Consider the following 22702-nt stretch of genomic DNA (forward strand, 5'->3'; position numbering starts at 1 on the left):
GTTCGACAGGCGGCTGCGCAAGGACGACGCCGGCGATGAACCAGTTTGACGGTGACCAACCGCCTTTCGAGATCGCTGAGCCGGCGATATGGCGATCCCCCATCATCTTTAACTCTCCTCATTCCGGTTCGGTCTATCCGGAGCAATTCCTGTCCGCTTCGCGGATCGATCTCGCCGGCCTGCGCCGGTCAGAAGATTCATTCATGGATGAATTGATCGGCGGCTTGACCGATGCCGGCTTTCCAGTGGTCCGGGTTAACTTCCCCCGCTCCTACGTGGACGTAAACCGCGAACCTTACGAGCTCGATCCTCGAATGTTCACCGGGCGGCTGCCGAGCTTCGCCAACACGCGATCGATGCGGGTCGCCGGTGGTCTCGGCACTATCCCACGCGTGGTCGGCGACGGCGAGGAAATCTATCGCGAACGTCTCGCCGTGGATGATGCGCTCGGCCGGATCGAACTGCTCTACAAACCCTATCATCGCGCGCTGCGGCGGCTGATCCACAAGGCCCATCAGACGTTCGGAACGGTCATCCTTGTGGATTGCCACTCGATGCCATCGACCGGAATCTCGTTTGATGAACCGAAGCGACCGGACATCGTGATCGGTGATCGCTATGAGACCAGTTGTGCGCCGCAGCTTCCCAACGTCATCGATGACGTGATGAGAGGCCTCGGCTACTCGCTCGCCCGCAACAAGCCCTATGCGGGCGGATTTATCACCGAACATTACGGAAATCCGGCCAGCGGGCTGCACGCGGTTCAGCTCGAACTCAACCGAGCGGTCTACATGGACGAACGGCGGCGTGAGCGCGGCCCCCGCTTCCATCAGGTTGCAACGGATTTCCTGACGCTCGCCGATGCCCTGGCCGCCATCCCGCTCGGCGATCTCGGCTCCTTCCGGTCCGCCGCAGAGTAGATTCCCGGCGTTCAATCAATGTTCGGAAGTGCCGCAAGGAAAGATTGCCTTGGCGACCCGAACCGACGGCAGTCCATAAAGATGCAAGTTTTCTGAAGTTCAGATCGACGAGGACGGCGAAAGCCTGGATGGTCCTTTGCAAAGCCGCGCAAAGAAGCAAAGAAAAAGGGCCGCTCGTCGAACAAGCGACCCAAGTCTAGGGAGGAAACGCCCAAGGAGGGCAAGCGATAGCTATGGCTACCGCACCGCAACAATATGTAACCGCGCTGCACAAAATGCAAGGGATTTCGAGCGATTTCCTTTCAAATAGCTCTAGTTTCATCATCCATGTGGTCTTCTCCGGTTCATTGAGTCTCGACTCAAACTTTTAATTTATTAAGTATTTCAATATCTTAATCTGATTTCGGCGCGATCCTCCCGGATCAACCCAGAGCGTTCAAGGCGGCAACATCCGATCCACGATCGATGCAGTCCCGGACCCCGCAGCGATAATGCGAGAGCGGGAAAACTGTGCCGCGATGGAATGGCAGACGATGCGATATCCGATCCGGACATGTATTAGGAGGCGACTTAGCTAGGGGTCGTAGCGCCCGAACATTGCCCGGTGAGGTATAGCGTGACGGTGATTGACTTTACCGCCTTTATTGACCGTCTCGCGACGGCCTCGGGCGAAACCATCCTGCCATTTTTCAGAACGACTCTTCTCGGCGTCGAAAACAAGAGCGCCAGTCGCGACTTCGATCCGGTAACGGAGGCCGATCGGGCGGCCGAAGCCGTAATGCGCCGGATGATCCAAGCGAACTTTCCGGAGCACGGCGTCGTCGGCGAGGAATTCGGCAATCAAAACGAAGACGCCGAATATGTCTGGATGCTGGATCCCATCGACGGCACAAAATCCTTTATCGCAGGTTTTCCGATTTGGGGCACGCTGATCGCACTGCTTCATCGTGGAATGCCGGTGTTCGGCATGATGCATCAACCCTACATCGGCGAGCGGTTCAGCGGCGACAACCGCTCCTCTCGCTATCGAGGACCGTCGGACGGGCGCAAACTTGCGGTGCGGCGATGCCCGTCACTTCAAGAGGCAACTTCGTTCACGACAAGTCCCCTCCTGATGAATCCCGACGATCGCGCAGCATTCAACAAAGTCGAAGCCGAGGTGCGGCTGACCCGCTATGGCGGCGACTGCTATTCCTACTGCATGCTAGCCGCGGGCCATCTCGATCTCGTCATTGAGACGGAACTGAAACCCTATGACATCGCGGCGTTGATACCGATCATTACCGGGGCTGGCGGCGTGATCACAACATGGGAAGGGAAGCCGGCACAGGGCGGCGGCCGCGTCGTCGCCGCTGGCGACCGCCGCGTCCACGAGGCCGCGCTGAAGTTGCTGAATTGCTAGAGTTTGATTCACGCAGTTGAATCGGACACGAAAACTAGAACAGCGGCGTGCCAGGCACGAAGGCGTCGAAGGCGGCCCAGAACTGGGCACGGTAGCGACCCTGTTCCTGCAGGATTTCATGCTTCGATCCGGCGATGACGAGGTGCAACCCGCTGCGTAGGTGATAGGCAAACTCCTCGATAGCCGGAGTGGAGACGATGGCGTCGTTGCCGGCCGCGATCAACAGCAACGGCTGACGGATCTGTGACGGGTAACTTGCGACGCGAAAATCGTGCATCGTCTGGAAGGCTGTGTCGGCCCACGCCACTGTCGGAGAAGCAATTCCCAGCGTGGGGTCCTCCTCAAGAATTGCGACATTGCGGGCGAACCGCACGGGATCGCTGGTCAAGGGATTGCCGACGAAACTGGCAACGCCGGTGAGTTGGTCGCTTCCGCCGGGAACGTAGCGGCCGCCCTGCCCGAATAGTCGCATCGCACGCAGCAGCGCACGCGCTGGGAGCGAATTGCGATGTCCTGGCAGGTCGATCATTGGCGCCGACAGCACGATGCGGTCGAACCAGCGCTTGCCGGCATGCGCCACCCGCAGCAGCACTGCGCCCCCCATCGAATGCCCCAGTGCAAAGTATGGCGGCGGACAATCCGGCAGCACCACCTGTTTTACGAAGGCACGAACGTCGATTTCGTAGTCGGAGAAACGGCGCACGTATCCCTTGCGCGGATCGAGCAACTGCCGCGACGAAAGCCCCTGCCCGCGCCAGTCGATCATCGCCACCGCGAATCCCCGGTCGCGCAGGTCGCGTACGGTCTCGAAGTATTTTTCGATCTGCTCGCCGCGTCCGGCAAACACGCAGACGGTCCCCTTACGCCCTTGCGTCGGCGGCCAGCGCGCGAAGCGCAACTCGACCCCGTCAGAGGTTCTTACGGTGCCGCTAACGCAATTCTCCGGAACCGGATTTGCAGGGATTGAAACAAGCCTCATGACCGAACCGGCTGGAGGAGTAAAGAGCGGGGCGCCTGGAAGCAGGCGTATCCCCGCTCTTGAACGTGCCTGAATTCCCTCCCATATCACTTTCGTGCAGGCCGCTACCAGTGGTCCGAAAACGGATCATCAGGCTGCACACAGACGAAAGCCCGGCCCGATTGGCGGGCGGGTTCTTTACATGTCGCTCAATGGAGGACTGAACCATGCGTACTTTCGATCTCGCCCCGTTTTACCGTTCCACTGTCGGATTTGACCGGCTCTTCAATCTGCTCGATCAGGTCAATGGCGACGCGCCAGGCTATCCGCCCTACAACATCGAGCGTACCGGCGAGAATGCGTACCGTATCAGCGTCGCTGTCTCCGGCTTTGCCCCGAACGAGCTCTCCATCGTCGCGAAGGAAAACACGCTGACGATCAAAGGCGAGAAGGTCACCAATGAGAATGGCAAGGAAAAATCCGAGGTGCTGTATCGCGGCATCGCGGCCCGCGCCTTCGAACGCGCATTCCAGCTGGCCGATTACGTTCAGGTGAAGAACGCCTCGCTGGAGAACGGGTTGCTGCATGTCGATCTCGTTCGCGAGATTCCGGAAGCCAAGAAGCCCCGTAGCATTCCGATCTCGACCAGCACACCCGCCGCACCGGCGGTCGAAAAGGCGGCAGCCTGATCTGATCGTTTCGACCCTCGGGTCATTAAAAACCGCAGCGCCCCGGCAAGACCGGGGCGTTTTTTTTGCGCGGCCCCGGCATTTGCCGATGGCGGGACAACCCGGTTTTGGTCATCGGCGCCTGGTCGGGCAGTCCTTGAGCTGGATCAGGGCGTGCTTGCTTCAAAACCCGGGATCTTGCCGCACATCTGCCACGCAATCAGGGACTTTGAGACGCTTGTGTGTTAGAGAAAAATTTGGCAATGTCACAGTTAGGACAGCAACACTGTCTTAATTCTTGACTGTCGGCGTTTCGGCGATCGGCTTGGCAGTGTTCTCGCGGCGAGATGCGGTCCTCCGAAGCTGGTTAGGCATGACGGGCCATAGTCTGCCGGGAATTTGAGCGCCCTGGTTTGAACTCTAAAACTTCGGCTCGCGGCGTATGAGTGGTGCCCAAAACTGTCGATCGGTGCCACGACCGTCGACGGGGCGCCAAGACGCGGATGACGTTTCGGAATGGAAAATCCCGGCCGGGAAAGGGTACTGGAGTTAAGATGAGCGCGCCATCGTTCGAGCGGGAGAACACCGGACTGGAACCATTGACAGCGGCTTCGGTCACGAAACCGCTTGAACCTGCGGATCAGCAGGCAGTCTATGAACATACCTGGCGGCCGCCGGCAGAAGGCTTCTACGACCTCGCCCTGGAAAAGGATTCCTGCGGCGTCGGTTTCATCGCCAACATCAAAGGCAGGAAGTCGCATCAGATCATCTCCGACGCGATCAGTATTCTCTGCAACCTCGAACATCGCGGCGCAGTCGGCGCCGATCCGCGCGCCGGAGATGGAGCGGGCATACTCGTACAGATTCCGCACGTCTTTTTTGCACGAAAGGCAACGGAGCTTGGTTTCACGCTGCCAAGGGCCGGAGAATACGCCGTCGGCGCGCTGTTCATGCCGCGCGAGACCGCCTGGCGCGAGATCATCCGGAGCATCATCGCCGATCAGATCAAGGCCGAAGGCCTGACCCTGCTCGGCTGGCGCGAGGTGCCCACCGACAACTCCTCGCTCGGTGACACCGTGAAGCCGACCGAACCTGCCAACATGCAGGTGTTCATTGGCCGCAACGGCACCGCCGCGACCGAGGACGAGTTCGAACGACGGCTGTACATCCTACGCAAGTCAATCTCGCAGGCGATCTTCGAACGCCGCGAGCGCGGTCTCGCCGGCTATTATCCGGTGTCGATGTCGTGCCGCACCGTGATCTACAAGGGAATGTTTCTCGCCGACCAGCTCGGCAGCTACTATCCCGACCTGCACGAGCCGGATTTCGAATCAGCATTGGCGCTTGTACATCAGCGCTTCTCCACCAACACCTTCCCCACATGGTCGTTGGCCCATCCCTATCGCATGGTCGCGCACAACGGCGAGATCAACACGTTGCGCGGCAACGTCAACTGGATGGCGGCGCGGCAGGCGTCGGTACATTCCGATTTGTACGGCAAGGACATCAGCCGACTGTGGCCGATCTCCTACGAAGGCCAGTCCGACACGGCCTGTTTCGACAATAGCCTCGAATTCCTGGTGCAGGGCGGCTATTCGCTCGTGCATGCGGTCATGATGATGATCCCCGAGGCGTGGGCGGGCAATCCCCTGATGGATGAAGAGCGACGCGCCTTCTACGAATATCATGCGGCACTGATGGAGCCGTGGGACGGTCCGGCGGCGATCGCCTTCACCGACGGCCGCCAGATCGGCGCGACGCTCGACCGCAATGGCCTGCGTCCGGCGCGCTATCTGGTCACCAGCGATGACCGCATCGTGATGGCGTCCGAGATGGGCGTGCTCAAGATTCCGGAAGATCAGATCATCACCAAGTGGCGGCTACAGCCGGGCAAAATGCTGCTGGTAGACCTCGAGCAGGGACGCCTTATTCCTGACGATGAGATCAAGGCCACATTGGCGAACAGCCATCCATACAGGGCTTGGCTTGGCCGCACCCAAATACAGGTCGAGAACCTGCCGGACGCGCCAGCAAAAACCGCCCGTTCGAACCTGCCGTTGCTGGATCGTCAGCAGGCATTCGGCTATTCGCAGGAAGACATCAACATCCTTTTGACGCCGATGGCATCCATCGGCGAGGAAGCGTCAGGCTCGATGGGCAACGACACGCCGATCTCGGCGCTGTCCGACCGTCCCAAGCAGCTTTTTACCTACTTCAAGCAGAACTTTGCACAGGTCACCAACCCTCCGATCGACCCCATTCGCGAGGAACTGGTGATGAGTCTCGTCTCGATCATCGGACCGCGGCCGAACCTGTTCGATATCGAAGGTCTCGCCTCGACCAAACGGCTCGAGGTGCGGCAGCCGATCCTCACTGACGCCGACCTTGAGAAGATCCGCTCGATCTCCGATGTCGCGGAATCGCACTTCGTCTCGCGCACCCTCGATATCACCTTCCACGCCAGCGTTGGCGCCGACGGCCTGGAGCAGGTGCTGGACGCGCTTTGCGCGTGCGCAGAAGCCGCGGTCCGCGAAGGCGTCAACATCATCATCCTGTCCGACCGCCTGATTGGCATCGAACGGATTCCGATTCCCTCGCTGCTCGCCTGCGCCGCCGTGCATCATCATCTGATCCGCGTCGGCTTGCGCACCTCGGTCGGCCTCGTCATCGAATCCGGCGAGCCGCGCGAAGTTCACCACTTCGCCTGTCTCGCCGGTTACGGCGCGGAGGCGATCAATCCCTATTTGGCGTTCGAGACCATCATAGCGATGAAGGAACGCCTGCCAGGCAGCCTTGACGACAAGGAAATCGTCAAGCGTTACATCAAGTCCATCGGCAAGGGCATGCTCAAAGTGATGTCAAAGATGGGCATCTCGACCTATCAATCCTATTGCGGCGCGCAGATCTTCGACGCCGTGGGGTTGAAGGCCGAATTCATCGCAAAGTATTTCGCCGGCACGCACAGCCGCATCGAAGGCGTAGGCCTCAGCGAAATCGCGGAAGAAACCGTGCGCCGTCATGCCGATGCGTTCGGTGACGTGCAAATCTATAAGACCGCACTCGATGTCGGTGGCGAATATGCCTATCGCACCCGGGGCGAGGATCACGCATGGACCGCCGAATCGGTATCCAACCTGCAACACGCAGTGCGCGGCAATTCGCAGGAGCGCTATCGCGCGTTCGCAAAGACACTCAATGAACAGTCCGAGCGCCTGCTGACGCTGCGCGGTCTGTTCCGGTTCAAAACCGCGGAAGACGATCAGCGCAAGCCCGTCGCCCTCGACGAGGTCGAACCGGCGAAGGAGATCGTCAAGCGCTTTGCGACCGGCGCCATGAGCTTCGGCTCGATCTCGCGCGAAGCTCATACCACGCTCGCGATCGCGATGAACCGGATCGGCGGCAGGTCGAATACTGGCGAAGGAGGCGAGGAAGCCGACCGCTTCAAGCCGATGCCAAACGGCGACTCGATGCGCTCGGCGATCAAGCAGGTCGCCTCGGGGCGCTTCGGCGTCACCACGGAGTATCTGGTCAACTCGGATATGATGCAGATCAAGATGGCGCAGGGCGCAAAGCCCGGCGAAGGCGGACAGTTGCCCGGCCACAAGGTCAACGCGACCATCGCGCGCGTGCGCCATTCAACGCCGGGCGTCGGCCTGATCTCGCCGCCGCCGCATCACGACATCTATTCAATTGAAGACCTCGCACAGCTCATCTACGACCTGAAGAACGTCAATCCGGACAGTCTGGTTTCGGTGAAGCTCGTCTCCGAGATCGGCGTTGGCACGGTCGCCGCCGGCGTTGCCAAGGCCCGCGCCGATCATGTCACCATCGCCGGCTTCGAGGGCGGCACCGGCGCCTCACCGCTAACTTCGATCAAGCACGCCGGTTCGCCGTGGGAGATCGGGCTTGCCGAAACCCACCAGACACTGGTGCGGGAGAAACTGCGCTCGCGCGTCGCCGTACAGGTCGACGGCGGCTTCCGCACCGGCCGCGACGTCGTGATCGGCGCGCTGCTCGGGGCCGACGAATTCGGTTTCGCCACTGCACCACTGATCGCTGCCGGCTGCATCATGATGCGCAAGTGTCATCTCAACACCTGTCCGGTCGGCGTCGCGACTCAGGATCCGGTGCTGCGCAAGCGCTTCACCGGCCAGCCCGAGCACGTTATCAACTTCTTCTTCTTTGTCGCCGAGGAGGTGCGCGAGATCATGGCCGAGCTCGGCTATCGCACCTTCAACGAAATGATCGGCCAGGTGCAAATGCTCGACCAGAGCGCACTGGTGACGCACTGGAAAGCCAAGGGGCTCGACTTCTCGAAGCTGTTTTACCGGCAGAAGGAAGCGCCGGGTCAGAAGATCTATCACGCCGAGGAGCAGAACCATCACCTCGACAAGGTGCTGGACCGCAAGCTGATCGCGCAGGCGAAGCCGGCGCTTGACCGTGGCGCACCAGTGACGATCGAGACCACGATCAACAACACCGACCGTTCAGCCGGCGCGATGCTGTCGGGCACTGTCGCGAAGATTTACGGCCATGCCGGCCTGCCGCTCGACACCATCCAGGTCCATCTCAAGGGCACAGCCGGACAAGCGTTCGGAGCCTGGCTCGGGCGAGGAATCACCTTCGACCTTGAGGGCGAAGGCAACGACTATGTCGGCAAAGGCCTTTCCGGCGGACGAATCATCGTGCGGCCGCCCGCAAACTCCGGTATCGTCCCGGAAGAGTCGATCATCGTCGGCAACACCGTGATGTACGGCGCGATCGAGGGCGAGTGCTACTTCCGCGGCGTCGCCGGCGAGCGCTTCGCCGTGCGCAACTCCGGCGCGGTCGCGGTCGTCGAGGGCGCCGGCGATCATTGCTGCGAATACATGACCGGCGGCATCGTCGTCGTGCTGGGCAAGACCGGACGCAACTTCGCGGCCGGCATGTCCGGCGGCGTCGCCTATGTACTCGACGAGGCGGGCGATTTCCCGAAGCTCTGCAATCTCGCGATGGTCGATCTCGAGCCGGTGCTGTCGGAAGAGATGATCAATGCCGGCACCTATCATCACACCGGCGACCTCGAGGCGCATGGTCGAGTCGATGTGTTCCAGAATCTGCTGAGCTCCGATGTCGAGCGGCTGCACGTTCTGGTCATGCGCCACGCCAAGCTGACCGGCTCGAAACGCGCCGACGATATTCTCGCGAACTGGAAGGCCTACTTGCCGAAATTCCGCAAGGTCATGCCGGTGGAATACCGCCGCGCGCTGAAGGAAATGAAGACCGACGCCGACGCCGAGCCGAAGATCGCGATCGGGGCGTAAGTTGAATGGCGTGGCAAAAGCGACTCGCGACCGTACATCGGCTGCTGTCGTTAGCGGTTGCGCTGGCAGTGCCTCTCGCAGCTTATCTCGTCAACGGTACGCTGGAGCCATGGATGTTCGTTGTGGGTGCCGTGATCGGGTTTAGCTACTGTTTCCCTTTTTTTCTACCGTGAGTGTGAACAGCCGTGGGTAAAATTACAGGTTTTCTCGAGATCGAACGGCACGACCGCAAGTATGCGCCGGTCAGCGAGCGTGTGACGAACTTCAAGGAGTTCGTGATCCCGCTATCCGAGAAGGAGACGCGCGACCAGGCTGCGCGCTGCATGAACTGCGGCATCCCTTATTGTCACGGCACCGGCTCGGTCGCGCCGGGCACATCCGGCTGCCCGGTCAACAACCAGATCCCCGACTTCAACGACCTCGTCTATCAGAGCAATTGGGAGGAGGCCTCGCGAACGCTGCACTCCACCAATAACTTTCCGGAGTTCACGGGTCGCATTTGTCCGGCACCGTGCGAAGCCTCCTGCACGCTGAACATCGACGACAATCCCGTCACCATCAAGACGATCGAATGCGCCATCGTCGACCGCGCCTGGGATAACGGCTGGCTGAAACCGGAGGTCGCGACGCAAAAGACCGGTAAGAAAGTCGCCGTGGTCGGGTCTGGCCCCGCCGGCCTTGCTTGCGCGCAGCAGCTCGCGCGCGCTGGCCACGAGGTGCATGTCTACGAGAAGAACGCGAAGGCCGGCGGGCTGCTGCGCTACGGCATTCCCGACTTCAAAATGGAGAAGAACATCATCGACCGCCGCCTCACACAAATGCAGGCCGAAGGCGTAATCTTCCACTACGGCAAGCCGGTCGGTGGCGGCGCAGCGGACGCGATCGATCCGGCGCAGCTCGTCGGAGACTATGACGCGGTGGCTTTGACCGGCGGCGCGGAAGCGCCACGCGATCTGCCGATCCCCGGCCGCGATCTCGACGGCATTCACTTCGCGATGGATTTCCTGCCGCAGCAGAATCGCCGCAACGGCAACGAAAAATTCGACGAGGCGGACATCTTCGCGACCGGAAAGAACGTGGTGGTGATTGGCGGCGGCGACACCGGCTCGGACTGCATCGGCACCTCGTTCCGGCAGGGCGCTAAATCGGTGACTCAGCTCGAAATCATGCCGGCGCCGCCGGAGCATGAGAACAAGGCGCTGACCTGGCCCAACTGGCCCTTGAAGATGCGCACATCGTCGAGTCAGGCCGAGGGCGCCAAGCGCGACTACGCGGTCCTGACACAGAAATTTTCCGGCATCGACGGCAAGGTGACCAAGCTGCACTGCGCACATGTCGACAGCAAGTTTCAGCCTATCGCAGGCAGTGACTTCGCGCTGGAAGCTGATCTCGTGCTGCTGGCGATGGGCTTTGTGCATCCGGTGCACGAGGGCCTGCTCAAGACGCTCGGCCTCGACCTCGACCAGCGTGGCAACGTCTGCGCCAATACGCAGGACTTTCAAACCTCGCTACCAAAAGTGTTCTCGGCCGGCGACATGCGCCGCGGCCAATCGCTGGTCGTATGGGCGATCCGCGAGGGGCGCCTGTGTGCTCGCGCCATCGACCAGATGCTTATGGGATCTACCACGCTGCCACGATGAGCCGCGCGGCTTGTTATTCGGCGGCATCATTTCTGGTCGTTATCAAGGCCGCCCCGGCAACCGATCTCATCTTGGAATTGGCCAATTTGTAGGCACGCATCGCCAGTCATCCACACGCCGAACGTAAACCGTGCACAGTGACAATCTGTGAATTGATCGCCGTCCTCCGCACGTTACTGTCATGACAAAGTGGGGGGCAGCGAAGTGGCGACATCGCGTTGGGTGGTTTTCTTGATCGTCATCCTTCCGATCGCACCTGCACAGGCAATGTCCCGCTACGTCGCCGTTAGCGCCGGCTCATTCTTCGCCGCTGCCACGCGCTGCGAGGAACAGAACCTGATTACGCCCGGTCAAGCTGAGTATCTTCTGAGAGCGCTTGATCCCTATCTTTCGAAATCCGACAAGGAAAACATGGCCACCGGCGACGCGCACGGCAAAAAGAATTCGCAGGTGTTCGTTGAGGCGGAGAAAAAGTGGGTGAGCTTCACGCCTGACGCAACGAGCTGCTACCGCGTGCAAGGCGTGCTCGACGACTACAGGGCACAGCTGGGAGAATAAGACCGCAACGAACCTCGTGCTCGCATGAGGCGAATGTGCGCGAAACAACGCATCAAACAAAAATATAGTTGCCTTCTGATTGCTTTCCTTTTGTCAGCGCAGTCATAGGTGAACGTCGGGCCGATTCGGTAACTATCGCGAGAACAGATCCGAAAAGAATCCTGGCAGTCCGAAAGCAGCAGGCGGACGTGACGGCGCTTGCGATCTTCCCGCCTGCGCAGGCGAGAAGGCGCGGGCTCCCGACGATCCGTTCGACTGCGCTTGCTGAGCGGAAGAAACGGGTCGCGGCTTATTCGGCTTCGTGGCCGAAGAGGCGTTGTTACCCTCCGGTGCCCCGGCAACCGGCACATCGCCCTTGGCGGGTTCAAGGCCGACCTCGCGCCGCGGCCAGACGAAATCGTCGGCACGCCCGGCGGGCGCGGATAACGGTTCGCCCCTCACCAGCGTTCGCGCAGCCAGCGCGTCGATCGCCGCGGGGCGGCTGCCGGGACCACCGAGCAACTGGTCGGTCCCGAATGAGGAGGCCACCAACGGCACGATCGGACCAGCCAGCGGACGCGGCGCCGGCTGCCCCGGTTTAATGTCGGTGTCGGGCGTGCCAGGCTCCGTGGGGATTGCGATCGGCCCCGACCGCGCCGCCAGCACGCGCGTGATCTCACGCTCGACATAATGGGCGAGCTTGCGCGCGCCCGCCCTGGTGAAGAATACGCCGTCGTATGAGCGCAGACGGCGGATCTGACCTTCGAAATCCGGCCCCTGTTGGATATAACGGCCAGCCTCGTCGACGAACCCGTCCCAGATATCGACGTACGTGATACCCGCCTTACCCGCAGCATCCCGATAAAGCGAGTTGAGGAACAGCATCTCGGCAGTTGATTTTGTACCGCGCAAGGCAGGCAAGGCGACCCAGAACACCGGCACGCCCTTCGACTTGAGCACCGTGATCATTTCGTCGATCTTTTTGCTGTAGAGGTCGGCCCAGCGATCGCTGCGGAACTCGGCAACCCCGTTGGGCGCACGCGCGCTTTTCTCCTTGGCAATGGCGGACTGATCGTCGACGGCCTCGTCCGGAGATAGTTCGGAATCGGCTGGCTTTCCCTCGGACTCGGCGGCGGCTTCATCCGTCTTGTCGCTCTTGCCCCCCTCCTTCTTGTCAGCATCGGCCTTTTTCTTGTCGTCAGCTTTGTCGTCCGTCTTGCCGCTCTTGTCCTTTTCCGGCACTTCGCGAATCGACGTGCGATCGTGCAACCCGAGCATCACCACGATGGCATCCGGTCTTTCGGTCGCAAGAATGGCTTTCGCCGCGGCCGCCCAATCCGCGGGCTCGCCCTTCGGCTGATAGTGAATGAGGCCGGAAACCGTCTTATGCTTGCGGATCACGCCCATGTCGGGCGTCTCGCTAAGAGCATCCTCAAGGCCATAAGCAAGCCAGTCGGCCATGGCGTCACCGAGCACCAGCACATTACGCTCGGGCACCGTGTCCCGTTTTTCAGGCGGTGGCGCGTGTGAATTATTTTCGGCTGGCCGCTGCTGCTGCTGTTGTTGTTGCCTTGGCGGCGGTTGTTGAAAGGGTGCGAAGAAAGGATTGTCCGAGCCGAACCAGCCTCCGCCTCCGCCCCCACCTCCGCCGCGACGCGCCGGGGCTGACGCCGGGCGGTCAAAACCGAAATTGAAAAACTGCGCCGACGCGGGCGCGGCGGCCAGCGTCGCAACAACGACCGCCAGCGCGATCCATGATCCACGTTGGGTTAGTCGGCGAAGCAGCGATTTGGGTCCGGACATACGCTCAATCGCAAAGAAAGTCTGGCAATGCCATAATAACGAAATCGGGCCGCAAGCGGGCGATTTTCACGCCAAATGCGGGGCGCAAACTTGTGGCTTCAAGTACGCAAGTACGCCCTTCCCTTGGCATTACCTTGATGCCCCGGCCAGGCCCTACCGCCGCCGCAGCCGTTCCAGCGCGTCGGACGACGCAAAACCATCGGCAGGCGCCCCGACAGAAGCCTGAAAACCGCGCAGTGCCTCCCGCGTCTGGCTGCCGATCTGGCCGTCGGGAGTTCCACGATAAAAACCCTGCCGGACCAATAGCTGCTGTAACTCGAGCCGCTCGGCACGGGATAGCACCCGCTCCTGCCGTGGCCACGGCTGCACGAAGGGTTCCCCACCACGCAACCGATCGGCAAAGTGGCCGATCGCCAGCGCATAGGCCTCCGCCGGGTTGTACTTCATGAAGGCCCGGAAATTCTGCAACATCAGAAAACCCGGCCCTCCAGCGCCGGCGGGCGCAAGCAGATAGGCGCGGTCGGAGGGGTACGGGAATGCCTTGTTGCCGGCGCGCCGGATGCCGAGTTGCTCCCACTGAGCAAGCGTCATCATTTTGGCGCGGTCCGCCAGCATGTAGTCGAAGTTCTTAGGAACGACCACTTCGTAACCCCAAGCCCTGCCGGTCTGCCAACCGTCTTTCTTCAGATTGTTGGCGGTGGATGCGATCAGGTCGGCGGGATCGTCGACCACGTCGCGGCGGCCATCGCCGTCGCCATCAACCGCGTAACGTTTGAATGCAGTCGGCATGAACTGCGTAGGGCCGAACGCGCCCGCCCATGAGCCGCGCATCTGCTCCGGCCGCAGATCGTCCCGATTGAGGATCTCAAGCGCGGCCAGAAACTCATCCCGGAAATATGTCTGGCGGCGGCCGACGCATGCCAGCGTCGCAGTCGATTGCAGCACGCTGCGATCACCTATCCGCGTCGAATAATTCGACTCGATGCCCCAGATCGCCGCGATGGCGTAACGGTCAACACCATAGGCCTTCTCCGCCGCGTCGAACTGGCGCTTGTAGCTCGCGAGGACTTCGCGGCCACGCGCGAGCCGCGCATCGTTGACCAGGGCATCGAGATAATCCCAGATCGCCTTGGTGAATTCCGGCTGCGAGTCCATCAGGTCCATGATGCGGAGATCGGGCGACAGTCCTGCAGTGAAGCGCTCGAAATTTTCACGCGTAACGTGACGTCGCGCCGCGTCGGGCCACATGGCCGCAACGCAGTTCTGGAAATTCGCTGCGGCTTGACGAATAGCACTCGCAGTCATCAGCGGATGACCGGAGGCGCCGTCCTCGCCGCTCCAGGGCAACGCCTCCGAACCCGCGGCCTGCTTCGGGGCGGGCTGAAGCTCTTTCGATCCGCCGCCCGGCGGCAGGGACGCGCCCTGCCCGCCATTCTCGACCGACCCGGTGAAAAGGTTGTCAAGGAAACCCTGGATGCCGTTGCCATTCGATGCCTGGGCGCGCGCCTCGCCTGGCGGAACAAGCACTGCAAGCGCTAAAACGGCCGCCATACTTATTCCGCGCATCCATTCTTGCATCACAGTCGCAATCATTCCGGACCTTTATCTGACCTATATTTGATGGAGTATCCTGATCTCAGGAGGCCCTGTCACGGTTTCCATCGGCTTAACAGCGAATCTTTTTCCTGCCTGTCGGGGGACAGTCGGCCGCAGCTTGAACCTAATCGGTTCATGCACCGAAGGAACTCCGCTTGAAGGGCAGAGCACCTGACCGGAAGGAACACATTCACGGCATCTTATGATGCTTCCCCACAGGGCCACCGGCAGCAACCACATATCCATCTTTGTTCCCGGCTGCAAAACCGGCTAACAACGTACCAACTGATCGTATCATCCCGCCTGCAAAACAACCCACAGAATCGATATGAAAATCCGCAAAGCCGTTTTTCCGGTTGCCGGCCTCGGCACCCGCGTTCTTCCTGCCACCAAGGCCATGCCGAAGGAAATGCTCACAATTGTCGATCGGCCGTTGATCCAATACGTGTTCGACGAAGCCAAGGAAGCCGGCATCGAGCATTTCGTGTTCGTTACCGGCCGCAACAAGAGCGCAATCGAGGATCATTTCGATCGTCAGTTCGAACTGGACGAAACGCTGAAGGCGCGCGGCAAAAAGACCGAGATGGATCTGCTGGCTCAATTCCAGGCCGAAGCGGGTGCCGTGAGCTTTACCCGACAACAGGCGCCGCTCGGGCTTGGCCACGCGGTGTGGTGCGCCCGCGACATCGTAGGCCACGAGCCTTTCGCGGTGGTGCTGCCGGACGAACTGGTGCTGAACACGCCGGGCTGCCTCAAGCAGATGATGCAGGCCGCGGAGAATCTCGGATCGAAATCCAACATTGTCGCGGTGGAAGCGGTGCCCGACGACATGACCCACAATTACGGGATCTGCGGAGTCGGCAAGCGCAACGGCAATACCTTCGAGATCGAGGGCATGGTGGAGAAGCCGCCGAAGGGCACAGCCCCTTCGAATCTTTCCATCACCGGGCGCTACATTCTCCAGCCCGAGATCTTCGAAATTCTCGGAAGCCAGGAACGCGGCGCCGGCGGCGAAATCCAGCTCACCGACGCCATGATCGGCCTGTCGAAATCGCAAGCCTTCCATGGTCTCGAATTCGCAGGCGAGCGCCACGACTGCGGCTCGCGGGCGGGTTTCCTGCGCGCCAATATCGCTTACGGGATGGCGCGCCCCGACCTTCGCGAGGGCCTGCGCGCGGAAATGAAGAAATATCTCAGGACTTAACACGGTGCCGAACTACGATGCGTTGCGCGATTACCTGAAACAACAGACGCAGATCGAATTCGTCCTGAGCTTCGCGCAGATCGAGCAAATTATCGAAGACGATCTCCCGCGAGCGGCGCAGCGCGCGTCGTGGTGGGATACGACACGTGCGGAGAAGGAACGGATGCCGCAACGTGAAGCCTGCATCGAAGCCGGCTACGTCGCAACGCGTCTTGGCGACAAGGAAGGGGTGCGTTTCCGCCGAGCCGACGCAAAACGGCCGCGCTTCAAATAGCTGTAGCGGAGAGGCGAGTCGTGCCTGCTTACGGCGTTGGAGCCTTTCACGCGAACCGATATCCACTTCGCTCGAAAACGCTATACCGCCGGCCATCGCCCAAAGGACGCTGCTCACGGATTCGTGGCCTGCCACGACATAACGACCGGTAACCAAACCGGCCATCTCCGCGTATCTTGAACACGTACGCTGCAAAAACGGCGCTGTTGTGCGGCGTGCCTTTCAATCGTGCCAAGGACTCACGCATGACCCGCAATCCGTTCTGCCGCAGGGCCTTCGTCGTCGCTACTGTCGTTGGCGCAGTTGCGCTGTCGTGGCTCCTTTCCGGAGCATCCCGCGCCGAAGACGCCGTGATCATTCCGCCGCCGGCTCTGGATGTGAAGGCTGCCGACGGCATCCAGACTGCAGTCATCGCCGGCGGCTGCTTTTGGGGCGTGCAGGGGGTGTTCCAGCACACCGCCGGCGTGGTCAACGCGGTCTCGGGTTATGCCGGCGGCGCGAAAAAAACCGCCGAATACGAACTGGTGAGCACCGGCACCACGGCACACGCGGAGTCGGTCGAGATCAAGTTCGATCCAAAGCGGATCAGCTACGGAAAAATACTGCAAATATTCTTCTCGGTGGCGCACGATCCGACCCAGCTCAACCGCCAGGGGCCGGACACCGGCACGCAATATCGCTCGGAGATTTTCGCGCTCAACGGCGAGCAGAAAAAAGTCGCCGATACCTATATCGCCCAACTCAACGCCGCCAGGGTCTACAACAAGCCGATCGTGACCAGGGTTGGAACGCTGCAGGGATTTTTTCCGGCCGAGACCTATCATCAGGATTACCTGACGCTGCATCCCGACCAACCCTATATTGCATATCATGACCTTCCGAAGATCCGGAATTTGCAGAAGGTTTTCGCACCCAACTATCTCCAGAAGCCGACGCTGGTCGGCAGCACCAGGAATACGAACTGAAGAATAGAGGAAGAGTCATGCCAGACAGCAGGACAATGCCAGCCAAAATCACGAAGAGCGACAGCGAGTGGCGCAAGGAACTGACACCGATGCAATATGCGGTCTTGCGCGAAAAGGCGACCGAGCAGCCGTTCTCCGGCGAATACGAGCACGAGCGCCGCGCGGGTACCTATGTCTGCGCCGGCTGCGGGCAGACGCTGTTCGAATCCGACGCCAAGTTCGATTCGGGGTGCGGCTGGCCGAGCTTCACCGCGCCCGCGGTCAAAAGTCACATTGATGAGGAGCACGACACCAGCCACGGCATGATCCGAACCGAGGTGCTCTGCTCGCGATGCAGCGGTCATCTCGGCCATGTCTTCAATGACGGTCCGGGGCCCACCGGTTTGCGTTACTGCATCAATTCAGCGGCCGTTAAACTCGAGCCCAAATAACGGCGGCGGGCCACCTCGAATTCCGCCCTTCTCGCGCCACGATGGTCCCGGCTGTGGGTGGGACACTCCAATCTGACCCGACGGGGGCGAGAGTAAACGGCTCGCCCCAGGCGGGGCTACGTTATTCAATAGCCAAGCTTTTTATCGATATTTCGGTTTTGGACCCCGGATTCATTATCCCGGCCCTAAAAGGTCGCAATTTCTACTCCGCACACCTATATAACTGTTCATCATGACATGCCGATGCTCAGCGGCCAGGGGTGGCCGGTGCCAGTGCATTGATCCGTTGCGTACACGAATTTGTAGAGGTTCCGCCATGGCCTTCAGCTTCAAGAAATCCGCCGAACTGTTTCCCGCCGCGGTTCGCAAGAAAAGGCGTGCCGGTTTTACCTACCGCCGTTTCGATACCGCAGCCGACGCCGTACGTTTCGCAATCGAGGAACTACCGGCCGACTCACTGAACGGCGCGTATCTTCAGGTGGACGAAGCTCGCTTCGATCAGAACGGTATCCGCTCGCTCTATGACAGCCGCGATTTTCCGCTGCCTCGCCGCAAATCCGAGACGGCATCCGCGGAAACAAGAGCTTCGAAGGACGCTGCTTGATGATTCCGAGTCTGATTCACCCGACTCAAACGGAATTGAATCGGGCTCGCGCTTTGATGTTTTGATTAAGCACGGATTTTATCAGAACCGGTTTCCTCTGTGCGTTCGCGCGGCGCTTCGAGTCGGGCTCGTGCTCTAACGTGGCTGCCGCTCGAGCCAGCGCCTGAACATCCGCACGTTGCGCACGTTGGCGCGAAACATCACGTCGAAGGCATCGCCGGCCACGGGCACCAATCCGACCACCCCGTCAACCGCAACGTTGCTTAACATCCGCGCGGTGATATGCCAGGGCGCACCAAGCGCCCGCGCTTCTCTCACTAACCATAGCGAGAATGCCGTGGTTATGATGTCGCCGATCACCGGCACCAGCCCGACCAGGCCATCGATGCCGTACCGGATGTTCGTTCCCGGCACGACGAAAGCAACGTCAAGCAGCTTTGCGATCGCGTCCAGCCGCGCCAACCGCTGCTCGCGGGTGAGCGGCTGGAACGCCGCGATGAATTCAAAGCCGCCGGATGCCGAGGCGCCTTGCTTAAATGCCCCGAATGCGCCGGCCTCGAAACCATCGGGGCCCGCAGGAATTTCACGACCGTCCTGATCGATGACCTTTGCGCGTGCCGATCCCCGGGATCGGGAGGTATCGCGGAAATACAAATCGTCGTTCGGCGTGGATCTCATGGCTTTCACATGGGCTCTCCCGGCAACTTTCGCAAGCTACGTCACGCGGCCGCGCAGGATCGTGATGAGGTCTCCTATTCCATCGTGGCGCCTTCGCACATCATTCCATCATTCGTTGCTCACATGTAGTCATCAGTGCTTCGCATCGGAACAACGCTGCGGTCTGCCCTGACATCTCCCTGCCCAAGACGCAACTCCGCCCCATTGCGCCGCCACTTTCTCTGCTCAAGCGTCTTGCATGATCGCATCGGATACTTTGGAGATCATGTCGATGGGGAGGGGCATTGCATGAGTCAGATTCCGCCGCAGAAATTTGGCGCCGAATATGTCGCGCACTTGCGCGAGTTGCTCGACAACGCGGCCGAGCAGATCGGGCCAGAGCATCGCACATTGGCGAGCCAAGCGGAAACCGCCGAGGCCAAGTCGCATCATGTCACGAGCACGGCCTCGCTCGCAGGCGAGGACCGCACCGCATAAAGGTACGTTTTCGATATCTGCTGGTCATGCGGAGTATTCCCGGCGTCCGTCACCTCTGATTCAATCAAAAGCGATCTTCCGGAGAGAGTATGTCCCGACGTGACGGAGAATCTTAACAACCACGCTTCACATGAATAACGGCGCCAAAGTCACCGTCCAAGAAGCGCTACTCGCCCCACGCCGTGAAAGCCTCGTTGAACGCACGATCCCCCGGCGCGCCCTTCTCGATGGCGATGATCGCGCGACGTTGATTCGTATAGACCAGTGGCACGTCAAACCACGAGCGCTCTTTCAAGAGCTGAAGATTGCGCGCCCGATCGGACTCGACGTTCGATAACCCGACCAGGAAGAAGCCGTCGGTGACCTTGACGGCGAGCCCCGCCAGCGGGGTGCCGCGGGACTGTTCGTTGGACTTCATCAGGATGCCGGGGACGTTGGAAACTCCGCCACCATCGAAATCCTGCGGCAACACAAAGGTCAGCTCCGCAGTATGACTGGCGGGCAGCGAGGTATCGGTGTTGCGGCGGAACGACATCGTCATCTTGAACTTACGTTCGGGGATTTCGATCTCGGCGCGCACCGCAATCTCCGGCGTGTTACCCGCCGCGCCCTTCACTTCTTCGGTGCGCCATACCACCGAGCCGACATACTGTTTGCCCTTGGGATCCGCCGGATCCTCGTCATACAGCACGACGCGCTGCGCCACCGGCGCGATCGTTTCGGATAAGGAAGGCTGACCGACCCGATCAGCGATCTTCGGCTTCAGTCCCGGCGTGGCCGGCTTGGCAACCTCGGCAGTTTGGTTTGAGGAATCGAACAGCCCGCGCACGGCCGAAACCGCATTCGGACCCCAGACAATTCCAGCTCCGGCGAGGATCAACACCAGGCCGACCGCGATCGCAGTCTTGAGCGGAAAGCCGCCGCCGAACACGCGCTTCGGTCTGTCGCGGCCAGGCTGCGGCCACGAACGCGGCAGGGGCGGCGGTTGGTCGTCCACGGCCCCGCCGAAGGACGATCCATTGGAAGGGTACGCTCCCTCGAACGCACCGCGATCCTCAAGGCTCGGCTCAAGCCGGTCGAATTCGGGTGACTGTGATCGCACATTGGCATAGGTGCGGCGGGCCGAGCGATTGGCTTGCGCCGCGGCGCGGCCGAGATCGTCAGCATCCGCGGTAACGTCTCGAAAACCCGGAACCGGCGGCGGCGGGCGATCGGGCTCGAGATTGCGGCGCGGCTGCCCCTGGCTTTGCCGCTCGCGGGCAGGCGGTGGCGGCTCATCCTGTATTGGGATCGGCGGCCCGGGCGGTCGCCAAGACGGCGGCGGACTGGGGGATGGCGGTGGATCAGATGGAGGTGGGTCCGCGCGGAGATTGCGCGGTTGCGGCGTCGCGTTGACGCGCGAGCGGGTTGGCGGCGGGGCAGCCAGGTCCTGCGACTTCATCGCAGCGCGCGTCGCGGCACGGAAAGCATCCCCGGAGCGCGAACCACCGCTACGCGAGGTTTCGCGGGCGCGCTGGGCAGCCTCGGACTCGACTTTGCGCACAGCCTCTTCCAGCGCCAACCGCTCGCGGGTGATCTCGGACTCGCTTAAAGGCGGCTCGACGCCGCGGAGCTGAGCGATCAGAGCCGTCCTTGCCCGCTCGTAGAGCGCGCGCCGCTGCTCGCCGGGCGCGTTGACGTCCAGTCCAGAGATAGCGCGTGCGATCAGCGGGTAATAATCAGCCATGTCTCCTCAATGCACGAACATTAACCTTGAACGCATTCCCGTAACACCCCGTTAAGCCTCGAAAGGGTTCTGAACTAAAATGGTATCTTCGCGCTCGGGGCTGGTTGACAACAGAGCGACCGGACACCCCACCAGTTCCTCAATCCGGCGAACATATTTGATGGCCTGAGCCGGCAAGGCCGCCCATGAACGCGCGTTGGCGGTCGGCTCCTTCCAGCCCTCGATCGTTTCATAAACTGGCTCGATGCGAGCCTGCGCCCCCTCTCCGGCCGGCAGATGGTCGATGTCCTTGCCGTCGAGACGGTAGCCAGTGCAGACTTGGATGGTGTCAAAGCCGTCAAGAATATCGAGTTTGGTCAGTGCAAGGCCATGTATGCCGCTGGTACGCACGGTCTGCCGTACCAGCATGGCGTCGAACCAACCGCAACGCCGTTTGCGCCCGGTGTTGACTCCGAATTCCTTGCCGCGCTGACCGATCGTTTCGCCGATTTCGTCCGTGAGTTCGGTCGGGAACGGCCCCTGGCCGACACGCGTCGTGTAGGCCTTGCAGATACCGAGTACGTAGCCGAGCGCGCTCGGCCCCATGCCGGTGCCGGTGGCGGCCTGGGCTGCAACGGTGTTGGAAGAGGTGACGTAAGGATAGGTGCCGTGATCGATGTCCAGCAACGCGCCCTGCGCGCCTTCAAACAGGATGCGCTTGCCTTCGCGGCGCTTGTGATCGAGCAGATTCCACACGCTGTCAGCATAGGGCAGCACACGCGGCGCAATTGCGGCGAGCTCCTTCAACAACGCGCCGCTATCCACTTCCGCGATACCGTGACCGCGGCGCAGCGCGTTGTGATGGGTGAGCAGCCGCTCGATCTTGTGCGGCAGCGTCTGCGGGTCGGCGAGGTCCATCAGGCGGATGGCGCGGCGGCCGACCTTGTCCTCATAGGCCGGACCGATGCCGCGCTGGGTGGTGCCGATCGCTGTCGCCGCGCTTGCATTCTCACGCAGGCTGTCCAGTTCGCGATGCAGCGGCAGGATCAGCGTGACGTTCTCGGCAACGCGCAGGTTGTCGGGGCCGATTTTGACGCCCTGCCCCTTCAGCTTCTCGACCTCGCTGACGAAGGCTTGCGGATCGAACACGACGCCATTGCCGATGATTGACAGCTTCGACGAGCGGACGACCCCCGAGGGCAGCAACGCCAGCTTGTAGGTATTTCCGTCGATAACGAGCGTATGACCCGCATTATGGCCGCCCTGGAAGCGAACGACGATATCCGCCTGCTCCGACAGCCAGTCGACGATCTTGCCCTTTCCCTCGTCGCCCCATTGGGCGCCGACGACGACAACGTTGGTCATTTCCGCGGAAATTCCTTGCAAAAGTGGGGCGCGTCTCGACAGCGCCTTCGGTAACGAACCTCGAATTCGAAGGGCACCGGCAACTCGTGATTGTCGTAAATGGTGTGGGTTCGGAAACTCGCTTGAAAAAAGATCGCAGCGAAAATGAAGCGATCTTCCGGACCACCCCGCC

19 protein-coding genes are annotated in these 22702 nt (G+C 61.0%); 13 read left to right on the plus strand and 6 right to left on the minus strand.

Annotated elements, in window-relative coordinates; all coding sequences use genetic code 11:
* The first annotated feature begins 35 nt into the window (after positions 1-35).
* Positions 36-920 (plus strand): N-formylglutamate amidohydrolase, encoded by an 885-nt coding sequence (locus ACM561_RS17770; RefSeq protein ID WP_425906822.1) that lies wholly within the window; start codon positions 36-38, stop codon positions 918-920.
* A gap of 616 nt (positions 921-1536) precedes the next feature.
* On the plus strand, positions 1537-2322 hold the full coding sequence (hisN, locus tag ACM561_RS17775; RefSeq protein WP_425906824.1) for a histidinol-phosphatase: 786 nt from the start codon (positions 1537-1539) through the stop codon (positions 2320-2322).
* A 34-nt stretch (positions 2323-2356) separates the two neighbouring features.
* On the opposite strand, the gene ACM561_RS17780 is transcribed toward hisN, so the two are convergent.
* Positions 2357-3301, minus strand: coding sequence for an alpha/beta hydrolase (locus ACM561_RS17780; protein ID WP_425906826.1), 945 nt, complete (start codon positions 3299-3301; stop codon positions 2357-2359).
* 206 nt (positions 3302-3507) lie between these two features.
* On the opposite strand from ACM561_RS17780, the gene ACM561_RS17785 reads away from it, so the two are divergent.
* The 5 genes from ACM561_RS17785 (at position 3508) to ACM561_RS17805 (ending at position 11449) form a co-directional block, all read left to right on the plus strand.
* Positions 3508-3969 (plus strand): Hsp20 family protein, encoded by a 462-nt coding sequence (locus tag ACM561_RS17785; protein ID WP_425906828.1) that lies wholly within the window; start codon positions 3508-3510, stop codon positions 3967-3969.
* A gap of 533 nt (positions 3970-4502) precedes the next feature.
* A complete protein-coding gene (gene gltB, locus ACM561_RS17790; protein ID WP_425906830.1) occupies positions 4503-9251 on the plus strand; it encodes a glutamate synthase large subunit in 4749 nt (1582 codons plus the stop codon).
* A 5-nt stretch (positions 9252-9256) separates the two neighbouring features.
* Positions 9257-9424 carry a hypothetical protein gene (locus ACM561_RS17795; RefSeq protein ID WP_425906832.1) on the plus strand — a complete coding sequence of 56 codons (168 nt, stop codon included), beginning with the start codon at positions 9257-9259 and terminating at the stop codon, positions 9422-9424.
* Positions 9425-9436: 12 nt separating this feature from the next.
* Positions 9437-10891, plus strand: coding sequence for a glutamate synthase subunit beta (locus ACM561_RS17800; RefSeq protein ID WP_425906833.1), 1455 nt, complete (start codon positions 9437-9439; stop codon positions 10889-10891).
* A 204-nt stretch (positions 10892-11095) separates the two neighbouring features.
* Positions 11096-11449 (plus strand): hypothetical protein, encoded by a 354-nt coding sequence (locus ACM561_RS17805; RefSeq protein ID WP_425906835.1) that lies wholly within the window; start codon positions 11096-11098, stop codon positions 11447-11449.
* 132 nt (positions 11450-11581) lie between these two features.
* On the opposite strand, the gene ACM561_RS17810 is transcribed toward ACM561_RS17805, so the two are convergent.
* Positions 11582-13231 (minus strand): DUF459 domain-containing protein, encoded by a 1650-nt coding sequence (locus tag ACM561_RS17810; RefSeq protein WP_425906837.1) that lies wholly within the window; start codon positions 13229-13231, stop codon positions 11582-11584.
* A gap of 153 nt (positions 13232-13384) precedes the next feature.
* Entirely contained in the window at positions 13385-14824 is a 1440-nt protein-coding gene (locus tag ACM561_RS17815; RefSeq protein WP_425906839.1) for a lytic murein transglycosylase, read from the minus strand.
* 331 nt (positions 14825-15155) lie between these two features.
* Here ACM561_RS17815 and galU point away from each other — a divergent pair, with 331 nt between their 5' ends.
* The 5 genes from galU to ACM561_RS17840 all read left to right on the plus strand — a co-directional run bounded on the left by galU (position 15156) and on the right by ACM561_RS17840 (position 18305).
* Positions 15156-16031 carry a UTP--glucose-1-phosphate uridylyltransferase GalU gene (galU, locus tag ACM561_RS17820; RefSeq protein WP_425906841.1) on the plus strand — a complete coding sequence of 292 codons (876 nt, stop codon included), beginning with the start codon at positions 15156-15158 and terminating at the stop codon, positions 16029-16031.
* Between the two features lie 4 nt (positions 16032-16035).
* Positions 16036-16305 carry a DUF7662 domain-containing protein gene (locus ACM561_RS17825; RefSeq protein WP_425906843.1) on the plus strand — a complete coding sequence of 90 codons (270 nt, stop codon included), beginning with the start codon at positions 16036-16038 and terminating at the stop codon, positions 16303-16305.
* 245 nt (positions 16306-16550) lie between these two features.
* Positions 16551-17270 carry a peptide-methionine (S)-S-oxide reductase MsrA gene (gene msrA / locus ACM561_RS17830; RefSeq protein WP_425906845.1) on the plus strand — a complete coding sequence of 240 codons (720 nt, stop codon included), beginning with the start codon at positions 16551-16553 and terminating at the stop codon, positions 17268-17270.
* A gap of 17 nt (positions 17271-17287) precedes the next feature.
* A complete protein-coding gene (gene msrB, locus ACM561_RS17835) occupies positions 17288-17701 on the plus strand; it encodes a peptide-methionine (R)-S-oxide reductase MsrB (protein ID WP_425906846.1) in 414 nt (137 codons plus the stop codon).
* 316 nt (positions 17702-18017) lie between these two features.
* The gene (locus tag ACM561_RS17840) at positions 18018-18305 is read left to right on the plus strand and encodes a hypothetical protein (RefSeq protein ID WP_425906848.1); all 288 of its coding nucleotides are present in this window, start codon (positions 18018-18020) and stop codon (positions 18303-18305) included.
* Positions 18306-18440: 135 nt separating this feature from the next.
* Here ACM561_RS17840 and ACM561_RS17845 read toward each other — a convergent pair whose 3' ends face one another.
* The gene (locus ACM561_RS17845) at positions 18441-18983 is read right to left on the minus strand and encodes a DUF4112 domain-containing protein (protein ID WP_425906850.1); all 543 of its coding nucleotides are present in this window, start codon (positions 18981-18983) and stop codon (positions 18441-18443) included.
* Between the two features lie 288 nt (positions 18984-19271).
* On the opposite strand from ACM561_RS17845, the gene ACM561_RS17850 reads away from it, so the two are divergent.
* Complete coding sequence (locus ACM561_RS17850) at positions 19272-19460, plus strand: hypothetical protein (protein WP_425906851.1); 189 nt, start codon at positions 19272-19274, stop codon at positions 19458-19460.
* A gap of 166 nt (positions 19461-19626) precedes the next feature.
* Here the strand turns inward: ACM561_RS17850 and ACM561_RS17855 are convergent, their stop codons facing one another.
* Both ACM561_RS17855 and ACM561_RS17860 read right to left on the minus strand, forming a co-directional pair.
* The gene (locus ACM561_RS17855; protein ID WP_425906852.1) at positions 19627-21186 is read right to left on the minus strand and encodes a hypothetical protein; all 1560 of its coding nucleotides are present in this window, start codon (positions 21184-21186) and stop codon (positions 19627-19629) included.
* 51 nt (positions 21187-21237) lie between these two features.
* On the minus strand, positions 21238-22530 hold the full coding sequence (locus ACM561_RS17860; RefSeq protein ID WP_425906853.1) for an adenylosuccinate synthase: 1293 nt from the start codon (positions 22528-22530) through the stop codon (positions 21238-21240).
* Positions 22531-22702: the final 172 nt, after the last annotated feature.

The sequence above is a fragment of the Nitrobacter sp. TKz-YC02 genome, from assembly GCF_049852135.1.
Taxonomy (GTDB): Bacteria; Pseudomonadota; Alphaproteobacteria; order Rhizobiales; family Xanthobacteraceae; genus Nitrobacter; species Nitrobacter vulgaris.

Bases quoted from the DNA above. Each gene is read 5' to 3' on its own strand.
- ACM561_RS17770 (WP_425906822.1), top strand. From the start codon at position 36: ATGAACCAGTTTGACGGTGACCAACCGCCTTTCGAGATCGCTGAGCCG.
- ACM561_RS17780 (WP_425906826.1), bottom strand. From the start codon at position 3,301: ATGAGGCTTGTTTCAATCCCTGCAAATCCGGTTCCGGAGAATTGCGTT.
- ACM561_RS17785 (WP_425906828.1), top strand. From the start codon at position 3,508: ATGCGTACTTTCGATCTCGCCCCGTTTTACCGTTCCACTGTCGGATTT.
- gltB (WP_425906830.1), top strand. From the start codon at position 4,503: ATGAGCGCGCCATCGTTCGAGCGGGAGAACACCGGACTGGAACCATTG.
- ACM561_RS17795 (WP_425906832.1), top strand. From the start codon at position 9,257: ATGGCGTGGCAAAAGCGACTCGCGACCGTACATCGGCTGCTGTCGTTA.
- ACM561_RS17810 (WP_425906837.1), bottom strand. From the start codon at position 13,231: ATGTCCGGACCCAAATCGCTGCTTCGCCGACTAACCCAACGTGGATCA.
- ACM561_RS17815 (WP_425906839.1), bottom strand. From the start codon at position 14,824: ATGATTGCGACTGTGATGCAAGAATGGATGCGCGGAATAAGTATGGCG.
- galU (WP_425906841.1), top strand. From the start codon at position 15,156: ATGAAAATCCGCAAAGCCGTTTTTCCGGTTGCCGGCCTCGGCACCCGC.
- msrA (WP_425906845.1), top strand. From the start codon at position 16,551: ATGACCCGCAATCCGTTCTGCCGCAGGGCCTTCGTCGTCGCTACTGTC.
- msrB (WP_425906846.1), top strand. From the start codon at position 17,288: ATGCCAGACAGCAGGACAATGCCAGCCAAAATCACGAAGAGCGACAGC.
- ACM561_RS17840 (WP_425906848.1), top strand. From the start codon at position 18,018: ATGGCCTTCAGCTTCAAGAAATCCGCCGAACTGTTTCCCGCCGCGGTT.
- ACM561_RS17845 (WP_425906850.1), bottom strand. From the start codon at position 18,983: ATGAGATCCACGCCGAACGACGATTTGTATTTCCGCGATACCTCCCGA.
- ACM561_RS17850 (WP_425906851.1), top strand. From the start codon at position 19,272: ATGAGTCAGATTCCGCCGCAGAAATTTGGCGCCGAATATGTCGCGCAC.
- ACM561_RS17855 (WP_425906852.1), bottom strand. From the start codon at position 21,186: ATGGCTGATTATTACCCGCTGATCGCACGCGCTATCTCTGGACTGGAC.
- ACM561_RS17860 (WP_425906853.1), bottom strand. From the start codon at position 22,530: ATGACCAACGTTGTCGTCGTCGGCGCCCAATGGGGCGACGAGGGAAAG.